This is a genomic window from Streptomyces sp. NPDC005722 (assembly GCF_040630935.1).
Classification (GTDB): Bacteria; Actinomycetota; Actinomycetes; order Streptomycetales; family Streptomycetaceae; genus Actinacidiphila.
This window is the reverse complement of sequence record NZ_JBEXYN010000005.1, coordinates 110,423-124,274: the sequence shown is the minus strand read 5'-3', so window position 1 is coordinate 124,274 and position 13,852 is coordinate 110,423. Positions and strand designations below refer to the sequence as shown.

At 73.5% G+C, this 13,852-nt stretch carries 16 protein-coding genes and 1 tRNA gene; 4 read left to right on the top strand and 13 right to left on the bottom strand.

The window, feature by feature from the left end:
* Nucleotides 1–58: 58 nt before the first annotated feature.
* Nucleotides 59–2,827, bottom strand: a complete 2,769-nt coding sequence (locus ABZ479_RS08305; protein ID WP_500460692.1) for a helix-turn-helix transcriptional regulator — start codon at nucleotides 2,825–2,827, stop codon at nucleotides 59–61.
* Between the two features lie 146 nt (nucleotides 2,828–2,973).
* Here ABZ479_RS08305 and ABZ479_RS08300 point away from each other — a divergent pair, with 146 nt between their 5' ends.
* Nucleotides 2,974–3,648, top strand: a complete 675-nt coding sequence (locus ABZ479_RS08300; RefSeq protein WP_500460690.1) for an esterase/lipase family protein — start codon at nucleotides 2,974–2,976, stop codon at nucleotides 3,646–3,648.
* An 85-nt stretch (nucleotides 3,649–3,733) separates the two neighbouring features.
* Here ABZ479_RS08300 and ABZ479_RS08295 read toward each other — a convergent pair whose 3' ends face one another.
* From ABZ479_RS08295 to ABZ479_RS08255, 9 genes are all read right to left on the bottom strand, one after another.
* Nucleotides 3,734–4,492: a hypothetical protein gene (locus ABZ479_RS08295; protein ID WP_500460689.1), complete on the bottom strand. Its 759-nt coding sequence runs from the start codon at nucleotides 4,490–4,492 to the stop codon at nucleotides 3,734–3,736.
* 66 nt (nucleotides 4,493–4,558) lie between these two features.
* Nucleotides 4,559–5,464: an RNA polymerase sigma factor SigF gene (locus ABZ479_RS08290; RefSeq protein WP_026250826.1), complete on the bottom strand. Its 906-nt coding sequence runs from the start codon at nucleotides 5,462–5,464 to the stop codon at nucleotides 4,559–4,561.
* Nucleotides 5,465–5,633: 169 nt separating this feature from the next.
* Nucleotides 5,634–6,560: an RNA polymerase sigma factor SigF gene (locus ABZ479_RS08285; protein ID WP_500460688.1), complete on the bottom strand. Its 927-nt coding sequence runs from the start codon at nucleotides 6,558–6,560 to the stop codon at nucleotides 5,634–5,636.
* A gap of 161 nt (nucleotides 6,561–6,721) precedes the next feature.
* Nucleotides 6,722–7,018 (bottom strand): Dabb family protein, encoded by a 297-nt coding sequence (locus ABZ479_RS08280; protein WP_499604830.1) that lies wholly within the window; start codon nucleotides 7,016–7,018, stop codon nucleotides 6,722–6,724.
* A gap of 31 nt (nucleotides 7,019–7,049) precedes the next feature.
* Nucleotides 7,050–7,214 (bottom strand): hypothetical protein, encoded by a 165-nt coding sequence (locus tag ABZ479_RS08275; protein WP_018558266.1) that lies wholly within the window; start codon nucleotides 7,212–7,214, stop codon nucleotides 7,050–7,052.
* 179 nt (nucleotides 7,215–7,393) lie between these two features.
* A tRNA-Ser gene (locus ABZ479_RS08270) sits at nucleotides 7,394–7,480 on the bottom strand.
* 10 nt (nucleotides 7,481–7,490) lie between these two features.
* On the bottom strand, nucleotides 7,491–7,946 hold the full coding sequence (gene tadA / locus ABZ479_RS08265; protein ID WP_499604832.1) for a tRNA adenosine(34) deaminase TadA: 456 nt from the start codon (nucleotides 7,944–7,946) through the stop codon (nucleotides 7,491–7,493).
* Nucleotides 7,947–7,984: 38 nt separating this feature from the next.
* Nucleotides 7,985–8,527, bottom strand: a complete 543-nt coding sequence (locus ABZ479_RS08260; protein ID WP_500460687.1) for a tRNA adenosine deaminase-associated protein — start codon at nucleotides 8,525–8,527, stop codon at nucleotides 7,985–7,987.
* 221 nt (nucleotides 8,528–8,748) lie between these two features.
* Complete coding sequence (locus tag ABZ479_RS08255; protein ID WP_500460686.1) at nucleotides 8,749–8,958, bottom strand: hypothetical protein; 210 nt, start codon at nucleotides 8,956–8,958, stop codon at nucleotides 8,749–8,751.
* Nucleotides 8,959–9,103: 145 nt separating this feature from the next.
* Between ABZ479_RS08255 and upp the strand changes: the two genes are divergently transcribed.
* Nucleotides 9,104–9,739 carry a uracil phosphoribosyltransferase gene (gene upp, locus ABZ479_RS08250; protein ID WP_499604837.1) on the top strand — a complete coding sequence of 212 codons (636 nt, stop codon included), beginning with the start codon at nucleotides 9,104–9,106 and terminating at the stop codon, nucleotides 9,737–9,739.
* A 94-nt stretch (nucleotides 9,740–9,833) separates the two neighbouring features.
* Here upp and ABZ479_RS08245 read toward each other — a convergent pair whose 3' ends face one another.
* Both ABZ479_RS08245 and ABZ479_RS08240 read right to left on the bottom strand, forming a co-directional pair.
* Nucleotides 9,834–10,511, bottom strand: a complete 678-nt coding sequence (locus tag ABZ479_RS08245) for a LytR C-terminal domain-containing protein (RefSeq protein WP_500460685.1) — start codon at nucleotides 10,509–10,511, stop codon at nucleotides 9,834–9,836.
* Nucleotides 10,512–10,643: 132 nt separating this feature from the next.
* On the bottom strand, nucleotides 10,644–10,940 hold the full coding sequence (locus ABZ479_RS08240; RefSeq protein WP_499513003.1) for a type II toxin-antitoxin system VapB family antitoxin: 297 nt from the start codon (nucleotides 10,938–10,940) through the stop codon (nucleotides 10,644–10,646).
* Nucleotides 10,941–11,037: 97 nt separating this feature from the next.
* Between ABZ479_RS08240 and ABZ479_RS08235 the strand changes: the two genes are divergently transcribed.
* Nucleotides 11,038–12,588 carry a helicase HerA-like domain-containing protein gene (locus ABZ479_RS08235; protein ID WP_500460684.1) on the top strand — a complete coding sequence of 517 codons (1,551 nt, stop codon included), beginning with the start codon at nucleotides 11,038–11,040 and terminating at the stop codon, nucleotides 12,586–12,588.
* Between the two features lie 11 nt (nucleotides 12,589–12,599).
* Here the strand turns inward: ABZ479_RS08235 and ABZ479_RS08230 are convergent, their stop codons facing one another.
* Nucleotides 12,600–13,196 carry an HhH-GPD-type base excision DNA repair protein gene (locus ABZ479_RS08230; RefSeq protein ID WP_500460683.1) on the bottom strand — a complete coding sequence of 199 codons (597 nt, stop codon included), beginning with the start codon at nucleotides 13,194–13,196 and terminating at the stop codon, nucleotides 12,600–12,602.
* Between the two features lie 150 nt (nucleotides 13,197–13,346).
* On the opposite strand from ABZ479_RS08230, the gene ABZ479_RS08225 reads away from it, so the two are divergent.
* Entirely contained in the window at nucleotides 13,347–13,790 is a 444-nt protein-coding gene (locus ABZ479_RS08225) for a DUF7144 family membrane protein (RefSeq protein ID WP_499604844.1), read from the top strand.
* The last annotated feature ends 62 nt before the right edge of the window (nucleotides 13,791–13,852 follow it).

Genomic DNA, 13,852 nt, shown 5'->3' with positions numbered 1-13,852 from the left:
GCGGTCGCCGGCCGTCCGGCGGCCGTCGCGCGCCCGTGTCCGGCGCCTCCGTCCCGACTCAGCGGAACAGCGACGCCAGTTCGACGCGTGAGCGCACCCCGAGCCGGCTGAAGATGTTCCGCAGGTGGTACTCGACCGTCCGTGTGCTGAGCAGCAGCAGGCCGGCGATCTCGCGGTTCGTGGCGCCCTGCGCCACCAGCTCGGAGATCCTCGTCTGCTGCGCCGTCAGCTCCCGTCGGCCACCGGGCTCCCGGTCCACCGGGCCCACCCGGTCCCCGGCGGCGCGCAGTTCGGCCGCGGCCCGTTCCGCCCAGGGACGGGCGTCGAACTGCCGGAACACCGCCACCGCCTCCCGCAGCAGGCCGCGGGCCTCGCCGGGCCGGCGGGTGCGCCGCAGCCGGGAGGCGTAGAACAGTTCCGTCTTGGCCAGTTCCAGGACGGTGCCGTCGTCCTGGTGCAGCCGCACCGCCTCCCGGAAGTGGTCCACGGCGCTCGCGTCGTCCTCCGCCAGCAGCCCGTGGCAGCGGTGCGCCAGCGCCAGCCGTACGCTGCTGCGGCTCGCCGCCGCCCACTTCTCGTACGCGCGCAGCGCCCCCGCCGCCTTCGCCCGCTGACCGCAGCGCACCGCCGCCTCGACGAAGTGGGGCGCGGCCATCCCCCGGACCGCCAGGTTCACCTGGCCCGCGCCGCCGCGCATCCGGGCGAAGCGGGAGAGCGCGTCGGCGGGCCGGTCCGCGGCGAGGTCCGCGCAGGCGGACACCCAGCAGTTGAACGCCCCGGGACGGCCCAGTCCCCGTACGGCGACGGCGCGTTCGGCGGCCGCCATCCGCAGCCCGGCGGTGGCGCTGTCGCCCTGCAGCGCCGCGAGCAGCGCCAGCACCGCGAGGTGGTCGACGGCGAGGTTGCGCTGTCCGGTCGCCGCCGCGAGCCGCAGTCCCTCCTCGGCGGCGGCCCCGGCCGCGGGGTACCGGTCGAGCGCCAGCGCGCACAGCGCCTCGTAGACCAGGGCCGCCGGGACCAGCGCCCCCGCCCCCTGCCGCCGCGCCCGGTGCACGGCCGAGGTCGCCAGGGCGTGCGCCCTCGGTGCGTCCCCCAGGGTGTACGCGGCCTGGGCGGCCCAGATCGCGGACTCGGGGTCCGTCAGCGTCTCGGCGAGCCGGACCACCCGGCGCAGCGCCCACTGCGCGCGGTCGTGCCGGCCCCGGAAGGTCGCCGCGAGGCCCGCGAAGTGGTCGAAGACCAGCCGCTGTTCCGGCGGGTCGTCGCTGCGGCGCAGCGCGTCGGCGCGGTCGGCGAGGGCGAAGAAGGCGGCGAAGTCGCCCGCCACGCAGCCCGCTTCGCCGGCCAGCATCAGGGCCCGTACGGCCGGTGCGCGCAGTCCGGCGGGGAAACGTGCGGCCGCGGCGGCCAGATCGCGGCAGGCCACGGCGGGCACCCCGTCGCGCAGTTCGATCTCGCCCCGGACCAGCGCGCCCGGCGCCCCGCCGGGTGCCGGGCCGCCCTGTGCCCCGGCCCGGCGCAGCAGGCCGCGCGCCCGCCGGGTGTCCCCGGCGGCCTGTGCGTCGGCGGCGGCCGCGACCAGCCAGCGGACCCGGGTGTGCGGGCGGGCGGCCGCCTCGGCGCCCCGCTCCCACGCGGCGGCCGCCGCGGCGTGGCCGGCGGAGCGGCGGACGGCGCCCGCGGCGTCCTCCAGTTCCCGTTCCGTCCCCGGCGCCGGGTCCGCCGAGCGGCCGAGCCGGTGGAGCGCCCGGAACAGCAGGGCGGCCGGGGGGTCCAGCACCGAGGCGAGCGTCCCGTGCGCGGCCAGCCGGTCGGCGGGGGAGAGCAGTCCGGCCAGCGAGGCGCGCAGCAGCCGCCCCGGCACGGTCGCCGTCCCGTCGCGCAGGTCGACCAGCCCGCAGGCCAGGGCCTCCTCGACGCCGCCGCCCGGCCCGCCGCGGCGGGCCGCGGACTCCAGCACCGGTACGGCCAGCGGCCCGCCGCAGAGCAGCAGCGCCACCACGGCCCGGGCGCCGGGGGTGAGCGCCCGGAAGCGTTCCCGGTGCCGTTCGCGCAGCCGGCTCCCCTCGGGCAGCGCGGGCGGTTCCGGCAGCCGCTCCTCCAGGGCCGCCGCGGCGAGTTCGACCAGGGCCAGCGGGTTGCCCGCGGCCAGGTCGAGCACCGCGACCGCGTCCGCACCGTGCGGCGGCATCCCGGGGAAGCGCTCGGTGAGCGTGCGGCGCGCGGCGTCCGGCGGCAGTGGCCCCAGGCGCAGTACGTCCAGGCCCTCCAGCACGGAGGCGGCGGGGCAGCCGTCGTCGGCGGCGAACAGCACGGCGGCCGGGAGGCCGTCGAGGCGGCGCGCCGCCATGCCGAGCGCGCGCAGCGTCGCGGGGTCCAGCCGGTGCGCGTCGTCCACGCACCACAACAGCGATGCCGGGTGGGCGAGTTCGGCGACGAGGCCGGACAGCGCGGCGCCCAGGGCGAGTTCGCCCCCGGCGGGCCGCCGTCCGGCGAGGACCTCGGCCAGGGCCGCGCCGTGCGGTCCGGGCAGGGCCCGTAGGCGCGGGGCGAGCGGCAGGAGGGTGCGGTGCAGTCCCGCGAGCGGGACCCGCGCCTCGGCCCGTACGCCGTCGGTGCGCAGCACGGTCCCGCCGGCCGCCGCCGCGTCGTGCGCCGCGGCCGCGAGCAGCGAGGTGCGTCCGGTGCCCGGTGCGCCGAGCAGCAGCAGCGCCCGTCCCCCGCCCTGCCGGGCCCGGGCCGACAGGGCGTCCAGGAGGGCGCGTTCGCGGTCCCGGCCGTGCAGCGCCGGCGGCCACGCGGCGGGTTCGCTCCGTCCGGCCTCCATGACGCCAGTGTCTGCTGGCGCCCAACGGGAGGGAAGGGTCGTGCGTCATGTTCCGTCCATGACAGGAACGACACTGGTGATTCCACCGGTCCGTCACCCGCGTACCGCTCGCAGACTCCTGTCGACCCCCACGACAAGGAGTTCAGATGCGACGAATATGGGCGATCCTGCTCACCGTGGCGGCCGCCGTCGGCCTCGGCACCTTCGTGGCGCCGGGTACCGCGAACGCCGCCACCCACACCCCGGTGGTCTTCGTGCACGGCTACACCGGCAGCGCGAGCAACTGGGACTACGCGGAGTCGGTCTTCGTGGCCGGCGGCTACAGCCGCAGCGAGCTCTTCGCGTACGAGTACAACTGGGCCCAGTCGAACAAGACCAGCGCCGCGGGACTGGCGGGCTACGTGCGCCAGGTGCTGGCCCGCACCGGCGCGACCAAGGTCGACATCGTCAACCACTCGATGGGCGGCCTGGTCACCCAGTGGTACCTCACGCAGCTCGGCGGCACCTCGTCCGTCCGCCGGGTCGCCTCGGTCGCGGGTGCGAACCACGGCACCACCTACGCCTCGGCCTGCGTGATCTACGCTTCCTGCGTCGAGATGCTCCCGGGCTCGTCCTTCGTCCGCACCATCAGCAGCGGTGACGAGACGCCGGGCAGCACGGTCTACGCGACCTGGTACTCGCCGTGCGACGGGATCATCATCCCGTACACCAGCACCCCGCTGAGCGGCGCGAACAACCACCTGGTGGCGTGCACGACCCACATCGGGTTCCTCAGCGACACCGGCACCCTCGGCCAGATCCGCTCCTACCTGGCCGGCTGAGCGCACCGCCACGCCTTCCCGGGGAGGCGGGGACCGGTCCGGGGACGGGCCGGTCCCCGCCTCCGCGTGCGCGGGACGGGCCGGGTCAGGAGTCCGCGACGGACACGTCCCGGGTCTCGACGTGCATGCCCGGCGGCACCCGCCAGGCCTCGACGCAGACCTCCCAGCCCTCCTTCACGCTGCCGCCGCCGGGCACCGGAACCGGCGCGGCACGGCTGCTGTGCACCGTGGCCCAGTCGACGCCCAGCAGGCCGATGACGTGCGTGCCGAAGGTGACGGTGCCCGCCGCCGCGGCACGGCCACCGGTGTTGGTGAGGGTGACGGTGACCTTCTCGCACCAGCGGTCGGCGGCCGCCGCGCGCTCGACCGCGCTGACCACCAGGTGGGCCGGCGCGCCGGGCGCGGACGGGGGCGCGGACGTCCCGGGCGTCGGATCTGCGGGAGCGGAACCGCCGGGAGCCGGGCGCCCCGTGGGGTCCCCGGAGGAGGTCGCGGTGGCGGGCGGTGCGGTGCCGTCCTGCCGTGGCGGGCCGCTCGTGGCGCCGGGCCCCGCCGGGGGCGGGGAGCCGGTGCCGCCCCCGCCCGGGGCACCCGGTGCGGCGGGCGAGGTGCGGCCGGGACCGGAGGGCGCGGCCGTACGGCCGTCCAGCGGCACGAGGTCCACGTCACCCGTGGGCGCGGCGTTGACCGCGGGGCCGCCGGGCGGGCCCGGTGCACCGGCCGCCACGTAGCCCGCGCCGTTGCTCTCGCAGTCCGGGCCCAGCGCGGCGAAGGCACCCAGGCAGACGACGGCCGCCGAGGCTGCGGCGAGCGCGCCCCGGCGGCCCCGTGGTATGTGCACCATCACGCCAGTGTACTGACGAACCGTCAGAGAGTAACCGGCCGGTCCCGCCGGCCGTCCCGCCCGCCCCTACTGCTCGGCGGTCAGGCCCTCGCGCAGCTGTGCCAGGGTCCGGGTCAGCAGCCGGGAGACGTGCATCTGGGAGATGCCGACCTCCTCGCCGATCTGCGACTGCGTCATGTTGGCGAAGAAGCGGAGCATGATGATCCGCCGCTCCCGCGCGGGCAGCTGGGCGAGCAGTGGCTTGAGCGACTCGCGGTACTCCACGCCCTCCAGCGCGGTGTCCTCGTAGCCCAGCCGGTCGGCCAGCGAGCCCTCGCCGCCGTCGTCCTCCGGGGGCGGGGAGTCCAGCGAGCTGGCGGTGTACGCGTTGCCGACCGCCAGGCCGTCGACCACGTCCTCCTCGGAGACGCCGAGCGCCGCCGCGAGTTCGGAGACGGTGGGCGAGCGGTCCAGCCGCTGGGCGAGCTCGTCGCTGGTCTTGGTCAGCGCCAGCCGCAGTTCCTGCAGGCGGCGCGGCACCCGCACCGACCACGAGGTGTCGCGGAAGAAGCGCTTCACCTCGCCGACGATCGTGGGCATCGCGAAGGTGGGGAACTCCACGCCGCGGTTGCAGTCGAAGCGGTCGATCGCCTTGATCAGCCCGATCGTGCCGACCTGGACGATGTCCTCCATCGGCTCGTTGCGGCTGCGGAAGCGGGCCGCCGCGTAGCGCACGAGCGGCAGGTTCAGCTCGATGAGCGTGTCCCGCACGTACGCCCGCTCCGGGCTGTCGTCCGGCAGCTCGGCGAGCCGCAGGAACAGCGAGCGGGACAGCGTGCGGGTGTCGACGCTGGTGTCGATGGCCTCGATCGTGCTGTCGACGGCGGTGGTGTCGGCGACGGCGGTGCCGGCGGTGTCGATGGCCTTGCCGTCAGGAGCATCGTGCGGCGCGTCGGTGTTCAGCACCTTCGGACTGCCCACTTCTACGGACATGCCACCCCCTTGAGGTCGCGGACGGGTGTCGCGGGCGACGGTTCGTTCCTCCACTGGAATACCGGAGGCCGGACCGCGACAAACGCGGTTCCCGCAGAATGTCACATGTCGGCAACGCGCTGTAGCGCCATGTCGACTTATTTCTCAGGGGGTGGGTAGTCCTCAAGGGTTACGATTCGAGCTGGTTTGCGGATCGGAGCCGGGCGAAGCTACGCGACAGCAGCCGGGACACGTGCATCTGCGAAACCCCGAGTTCGGCACTGATCTGGGATTGCGTCAGATTGCCGAAGTAGCGCAGCAGCAGGATCCGCCGTTCCCGTTCGGGCAGCTGTACGAGGAGGTGCCGCACCAGGTCCCGGTGCTCCACGCCGGTCAGGGCCGGGTCCTCGTAGCCGAGCCGGTCCAGCAGCCCGGGGGCCCCGTCGCCGCCCTCCTGGGCCGCCTCCAGGGACGTGGCGTGGTACGCCCGGCCGGCTTCCAGGCAGGCCAGCACCTCGTCCTCGGAGAGCTTCAGCCGTTCGGCGATCTCCGCGGTGGTGGGGGTGCGTCCGTGGGCCACCGTCAGGTCCTCGATGGCGCCGCTGACCTGGACCCACAGCTCGTGCAGCCGGCGCGGGACGTGGACGGTGCGCACGTTGTCCCTGAAGTAACGTTTGATCTCCCCCACGACCGTCGGCATCGCGAAGGTCGGGAACTGTACCCCGCGTTCCGGGTCGAACCGGTCGATGGCGTTGATCAGCCCGATCGTGCCGACCTGGACGACGTCCTCCATCGGCTCGTTGCGGCTGCGGAAGCGGGCCGCCGCGTAGCGCACCAGCGGCAGGTTCACCTCGATGAGCGCGGCCCTGACCCGGCCGTGCTCCGGAGTGCCCGGTTCCAGCCCCGACAACTGCTCGAACAGCACCTGCGTCAGCGCCCGCGCCTCCACCGCGTTGCTGTTGGTGCTCCTCTCGCGGGTGCCGCCGCCGGTCGTCGTACCGGTCCCGTTGCCGCCGCCGGTCGTCGTGCCGGTCCCGTTGCCGTCTCCGGAGGTCGTGCCGGTCCCGTTGCCGTCTCCGGAGGTCGATGGTGACGCGGGTCGGGCCGACACGGACATGCCACTCCTCATCGGTCCACTCATCCGGCAAAAGCGGTCATAGCATCACAATTCATGTGGACTGTGTGCAAGTGAGGCGCGGCCCTCAATGAAAAAGCCCTCCACCCGGCGGGCGGAGGGCTGAGCCTCTGGAGCGGGGCCCGAGGGGCCGCCGCGGGGTGTCACTCGAACACGTAGTCGGCGACCACCCAGGTGGCGAACTCGCGCCACAGCGCCACCCCGGCCTGGTGCGCGGGGTGCTCCAGGTACGTCTTGAGCGCGTCGGCGTCCGCCACGGAGGAGTTGATGGCGAAGTCGTGGGCGATCGGGCGGTCCGAGATGTTCCAGCCCAGTTCCCAGGAGGCCAGCTCGGGGATCTGCCCGCCGAGCCGCTCGAAGGCGTCGACACCCGCCACGACCCGCGGGTCGTCGCGTTCGACGCCGGCGTTGAGCTTGAAAAGGACCAGGTGGCGTATCACGGTGCTGTGCTCCTCGCCGGCTCCCGGCCGGTCAGTTGACCAGCGCGGTCATGAACTCCCCGACGCCCTTTGCGGCGTCCGATATGCCCTGGAAGCCTATCTGCACGAGATCGGCTGCGCGGGCCGGCGATGTCACGATCGTATACAGCACGAAAGCCACGATGACGTACATGGTGATTTTCTTCGCCTGCGCCATGGCTGGAGTGTATCCACCGGATGGCCGTATCAGACCGGGTGACGGAGGGCCTCCTTGCGGGTGATCCACGGCCCCGCCCCGCTCGCCGTGTGACCTTCGGCACAGCGCGTCCGGAAGGCCGGAAAACGCCGAATCGCCCGGTCCGTGGGGACCGGGCGATTCGGTTTCGTCACTCGCAGCGGTAGCGGTGGGATTTGAACCCACGGAGGAGTTGCCCCCTCACACGCTTTCGAGGCGTGCTCCTTAGGCCGCTCGGACACGCTACCGAGAGAGAGCTTAGCGGACGTCCGGGGGTGCTCCGAAATCCTTTGAGCGGAAGAAAGCGGTGAGCAGCTCACCGCACTCCCCGGCCAGCACGCCCTGGATCACTTCCGGACGGTGGTTGAGCCGGCGGTCGCGGACGAGGTCCCACAGGGAGCCCGCCGCACCGGCCTTCTCGTCGAGCGCGCCGTAGACGACGCGCTCCAGGCGCGAGGCGACGACCGCCCCCGCGCACATCGTGCAGGGCTCCAGGGTCACCACCAGCGTGCAGCCGGTCAGCCGCCACTCCCCGAGCGCCTTCGCGGCCTCGCGGACGGCGAGCACCTCCGCGTGGGCGGTCGGGTCGCCGACCGCCTCGCGTTCGTTGCGGCCGCGGCCGATGACCGTGCCCTGCGGGGACAGCACGACCGCGCCCACCGGTACGTCACCGGTGCGCGGGGCGAGGCGGGCCTCCTCCAGGGCGAGGCGCATCGCGGGGACCCAGGGGTCGCGCAGCGGGTCGGGACCGGTCAGCGGACCGCCTCCAGGACGTCGGCGCAGCCCAGCGAGTCGGCGATCTCCCCGAGCGCCTCCCCGGTCAGCGCGCCGTCGCCGCTGAGGGCCAGCAGCTCCTTGTCGCTCATCCCGAAGTCCGCGAGCAGCTCGGCGTCCCCGAGCGGGCCCATCGGGACGTGCTCCTCCGTCGGACCGGGCACCACGTCGTCGTCGAGCTCCTCGGCGTCACCTTCCTCGGTGCCGTCGAGGTCGACGATGTCGTCCAGGTCCTCCGGGTCCCGTCCCAGCAGTTCGTCGGTGAGCAGGATCTCCCCGTACGAGCTGCGCGCCGCGGTGGCGGCGTCGGACACGTAGATCCGCGGGTCCTCCTCACCGTCGACGCGGACGACGCCGAACCAGGCGTCCTCCTGTTCGATGAAGACCAGGACCGTATCCTCCCCGGCTGAAGCAGCCCGGGCCAAGTCGGTCAGGTCGGCGAGGGTTTCCACATCGTCGAGATCGGTCTCGCGCGCTTCCCAACCGTCCTCGGTGCGCGCGAGCAGTGCGGCGAAGTACACCGTGACTCTCCCACAGGTCTCAGGCCGTCCGGACTTACGGGCGGGGGCCGAATGTTCCGGCGCAGGTCCCCGCCCACACTCGGCATCGTGGCAGAAACCTCGGCTTTGCGAAGGGTCTTCCGCGCGTGCCGCGTGGCAGGCCTTCCGGCTTTTTTCCGCGCGGCGGGCCGCGCCGACCCCGACGGTGCCCGCCAGGTGGGGGCATTGTGCCGACCTGGGCACTACCAGCGGAACGTCCGCATCCGCATCTGCTGGCGCGCGCGTGCCGCGCGCGCCCGGCGTGGCTGGACGCGGTCACGGAGTTCCTTCGCCTCGTTCAGTTCGCGCAGGAACATGGCACGTCGCCGACGGCGTTCGGCGTCGCGCTCCTGCTGCGTGCGGGCGTCGCCCGCGTCGTCCGCGCCGGCGCCGTCGCTGCCGCGCTCCGCCATGGGGCACCACCCCTAGAGATCCACGTGCCCGGCCGGGACAGTCCAGGCGTAAGGGCACGCATTCCCCCTACCGGGTGGTTCAAAGCCTGAGCGGCCGTACGGACCGGGCAGGCCGGGGCGCGGGCCGAACGTTAGAGTCGTGGACATGCGGATCCACGTCGTCGACCACCCCCTGGTGGCGCACAAACTCACCACCCTGCGCGACGAGCGCACCGACTCGCCGACCTTCCGTCGGCTGGCCGACGAGCTGGTCACCCTGCTCGCCTACGAGGCGACCCGTGACGTGCGCACCGAGCAGGTGGACATCAGCACCCCCGTCGCGGACACCACGGGTGTGCGGCTGTCCCACCCGCGTCCGCTGGTCGTGCCGATCCTGCGGGCCGGACTCGGGATGCTGGAGGGCCTGGTGCGCCTCCTGCCGACCGCGGAGGTCGGCTTCCTCGGCATGATCCGCGACGAGGAGACCCTGGAGGCCAAGACCTACGCCACCCGCATGCCGGAGGACCTGTCCGGCCGGCAGGTGTACGTCCTGGACCCGATGCTGGCCACCGGCGGCACGCTGATCGCCGCCATCGACCTGCTGATCGAGCGGGGCGCCGACGACGTGACGGCCGTGGTGCTGCTGGCCTCGCCGGAGGGCGTCGAGGCGATGGAGCGCGCGCTCGCCGGCAAGCCGGTCACCGTGGTCACCGCGGCGGTCGACGACCACCTCAACGAGAGCGGCTACATCGTCCCGGGCCTGGGCGACGCGGGCGACCGCCTCTACGGCACGGCCGGCTGACGCCCGCCGTCCCACGACGCACGGAACCGGCCGCCGGGGCGCCACGCCCCGGCGGCCGGTTCCGTCGTACCGCCGGTACCGCGGTACCCCGGTGTCAGCAGGTGCCGGCGCTCGGCGCCGCGCTCGGGCGGGCCAGGGCGGCGAGGGCCTTCTCGACGGCCTTGTCACCGGAGAGCTTGGTGAAGCCCTTGCCGAGCATCACGTCCACCGTGCCGGTGGCGCGCTTCGAGCCGGCGGCCGCGGGCTTGAGTGTGCTGGTGCCCTTGATCTGGGCGCTGACCAGCTTCATCGCGGCCTCGGCCTTGGGCCCGTGGCCGCCGATCAGGAGCGCGGCCTCCTTCACCTTGCGGTCGTACTGGGGGTCGGCGTTGCCGAAGGTGCCCACCTTGAACCCGCGTGCGGCGAACTCGTCCGCGGTGTCCTTGGCCAGACCGCCCTTGGCGGTGGCGTTGTAGATGTTGACCGTGAGTTCCCCGGGATCCGGGAAGGCGGTGGGGGCGGCCCCGGCGGACCCCTTGGGGGCCGCGGTCTTGCAGGCGCGCTCCCCGGCGGTGGTCCCGGCCTTGACGGCGGCGGCCTTCGCCGGCGTGGACTTGCCGCCGAAGACGTCGACCAGTTGGAGCGTGCCCCAGCCGGCGAGACCGACCACGGCGACGGTCGTCACGACGACCGCCACGATGCGTACCCGGCTCCGGGGGCGGCGCATCCGCGGGTACTGGTTCCCGGTCACCCGGTACTTCCCGCCCATGCCAGGGGGCGTCAGCATGCTCATGTGCGCAGCGTAGTGCGATCGGGCGTCCGGGCGTACTAAACGATCAACCAATCGGGGCCATTCAGGGGGACTTGAACCCGAAAGGGCGAAGCGCTCCGCCCGCCCGGACGGGCCCGCGGAGCGGTCCGGAGGTCAGTCCATCTCCAGCACCCGGGCGTGCAGCACCTGGCGCTGCTGCAGCGCCGCGCGCACGGCCCGGTGGAGCCCGTCCTCCAGGTAGAGGTCGCCCTGCCACTTCACGACGTGCGCGAACAGGTCCCCGTAGAAGGTCGAGTCCTCGGCGAGGAGGGTCTCCAGGTCGAGGTTGCCCTTGGTGGTGACCAACTGGTCGAGGCGGACCGGACGTGGGGCGACGTCCGCCCATTCACGGGTGCTTTTCCGGCCGTGGTCGGGGTACGGCCGCCCGCTTCCGATGCGCTTGAAGATCACACGGAAAGCCTACCGGGCAAGGGCGTACGGGCGCAGCAACGGCGCAGGAGTGCGATGGTGGGCAAATACGGTGATAGCGGGAGCAGCGGAGCAGCCGATGACCACGCCGAGCCTGCCCGGCGCCGCCCGGGCCATCGCCGAGGGGTACGCCTTCACCGGTCCGGCCCTCGAACTCGGCGCCCTGCTCTGGGAGGACCGGGTCCTGCCCGGGGCACCCGTCCGCGTCCCCCTAGCGGTGCTCAACCGGCACGGCCTCGTCGCGGGCGCGACCGGCACCGGCAAGACCAAGACGCTGCAACTCGTCGCGGAACAGCTGTCCGCGCACGGCGTGCCGGTCTTCCTGGCCGACGTCAAGGGCGACGTCTCCGGCATCTCTGCCCCGGGCGTGCCCGGCGACCGCGTCGTCCGGCGGGTCGCCGAGGTCGGGCAGGACTGGACCCCGGCCGGCTGCCCCGCCGAGTTCTACGCCCTCGGCGGCACGGGTCGCGGCATCCCGCTGCGCGCCACGGTGACGAGCTTCGGGCCCGTGCTGCTCTCCAAGGTGCTGGGGCTCAACACCACGCAGGAACAGTCGCTCGGCCTGATCTTCCACTACGCCGACACCAAGGGCCTGGAACTGCTGGACCTGAAGGACCTGCGGGCCGTGGTCACCTTCCTCACCTCCGACGAGGGCAAGCCGGAGCTGAAGGGGATCGGCGGGGTCTCCAGCGCGACGGCAGGAGTCGTCCTGCGGTCGCTGACGACCTTCGAGGCCCAGGGGGCGGGGGCCTTCTTCGGCGAGCCGGAGTTCGACACCGCCGAACTGCTGCGGACGGACGGCGACGGGCGGGGCGTCGTCTCCGTGCTGGAACTGCCCGCCGTGCAGGACCGGCCGCAGCTCTTCTCCACCTTCCTCATGTGGCTGCTGGCCGACCTCTTCGAGGACCTGCCCGAGGTGGGCGACCTGGACCGGCCCAAGCTGGTCTTCTTCTTCGACGAGGCGCACCTGCTCTTCACCGGGGCGAGCAAGGCCTTCCTGGAGGCCATCACGCAGACCGTGCGGCTGATCCGGTCCAAGGGCGTCGGCATCTTCTTCGTGACGCAGACCCCCAAGGACGTGCCCTCCGAGGTGCTCGGCCAGCTCGGCAACCGGGTGCAGCACGCGCTGCGCGCCTTCACCCCGGAGGACGCCAAGGCGCTCAAGGCGACCGTGCGCACCTTCCCCACCTCGCCGTACGACCTGGAGGAACTGCTCACCGGGCTCGGTACCGGCGAGGCCGTTGTCACCGTCCTCGACGAGGACGGCGCCCCCACCCCGGTCGCCGCGGTACGGCTGCGGGCACCGCGGTCGCTGATGGGCCCCGCCGACCCGGCGGCGATGGACGCCGCGATCGCGGACTCGGCGCTGTACGGGCGCTACGCGCAGGCGGTGGACCGGGAGTCGGCGTACGAGCGGCTCGCCGGACGGCCGGAGCCGGCCCCCGTACGGCCCTCCCCGCCGGGCCCCGCCAGGAGCGGGCGCGGCGAGCGGCCGCGCGAGGAGACGGGGGTGGTCGAACAGGTGATGGGCAGCGGCGTCTTCCAGTCGCTGGCCCGCTCCATCGGCACCCAGATCGGGCGGGAGATCACCCGGTCGCTCTTCGGCACGTCCAAGCGCCGCCGTCGCTAGGGGCAGGGCCCTCAGGACTCCTTCGCGGACTTCGCTTCCTTCGCGGCCCGCTTCTGCTCCTGCTTGAAGGCCCGCACCTTGTCCAGGGACTCCGGGCCGGTGATGTCGGCGACCGACCGGTGGGAGCCCCGGTCCCCGTACGCGCCCGCCGCCTCGCGCCACCCCTCGGGTGCCACGCCGAGCTGCTTGCCGAGCAGCGCCAGGAAGATCTGCGCCTTCTGCTTCCCGAAGCCGGGCAGCTCGTTGAGCCGGGTCAGCAGTTCGCGGCCGGTGGGGACGTCGCGCCAGACGGCTCCGGCGTCGCCGTCGTAGTGCTCGACGAGGTACTGGCACAGCTGCTGGACCCGCTTGGCCATCGAGCCCGGGTAGCGGTGGACGGCGGGCTTCTGCGAGAGCAGCTCGGAGAAGGCCTCGGGGTCGTAGGCCGCGATCTCACCGGCGTCGAGGTCCTCGCGGCCCATGCGCTGCGCGATGGTCCAGGGGCCGGAGAAGGCCCATTCCATCGGGATCTGCTGGTCGAGCAGCATGCCGACCAGGGCCGCCAGCGGACTGCGGGAGAGCAGGGCGTCGGCCTCGGGCTGCTGGGCGAGGCGGAGTGTGGTTGCCATGCACCGATGATCCCGCGACCCGGGATCAGCGGCACGCCGCCCGCGGGTCACCCGGACGGCGCAGCGCGGATGGCCGTACCCACCGGCCGGGCGGACCGTGTGGAGTGTCCGGGCAGCGAGCCCGGGCAGCGAGTGGACGGGAGCCGTCACATGAGCCAGCAGACACAGCCGGTCACGGAGCGCACGCACTCGGGGTGGGCGACGGGCGGTACCACCTTCGCCGGGGTGCTGCTCATCGTCTCCGGTGTCGTGATGATCCTCGAGGGCATCTCGGCCATCGCCCAGGACGACATCTGGGTCCGGCTCGGTGACTACGTCTTCAAGTTCAACCTGACGGCGTGGGGCTGGATCCACCTCGTGCTCGGCGTGCTGGTCATCGTGGTGGGCGCCGCCCTGCTCCAGAACGCCCCCGACTGGGCCCGGGTCGCCGGTGTCGCCCTGGCGGCGTTCAACATCGTCGTGAACTTCGCGTGGATGCCGTACACGCCGGTGTGGGCGATCATCGTCATCGCCGTGGACGTCTTCGTCATCTGGGCGCTGTGCAGGAGCTGGGGGGAGCACCGGGAGCACCGGGCGCACCCGAAACGGGTCTGACCGCCGTCGCCGTCGCCGTCGCCGACGCCCGGGGCCGGTCCGGAGCACGGGGCGGCCCCGGG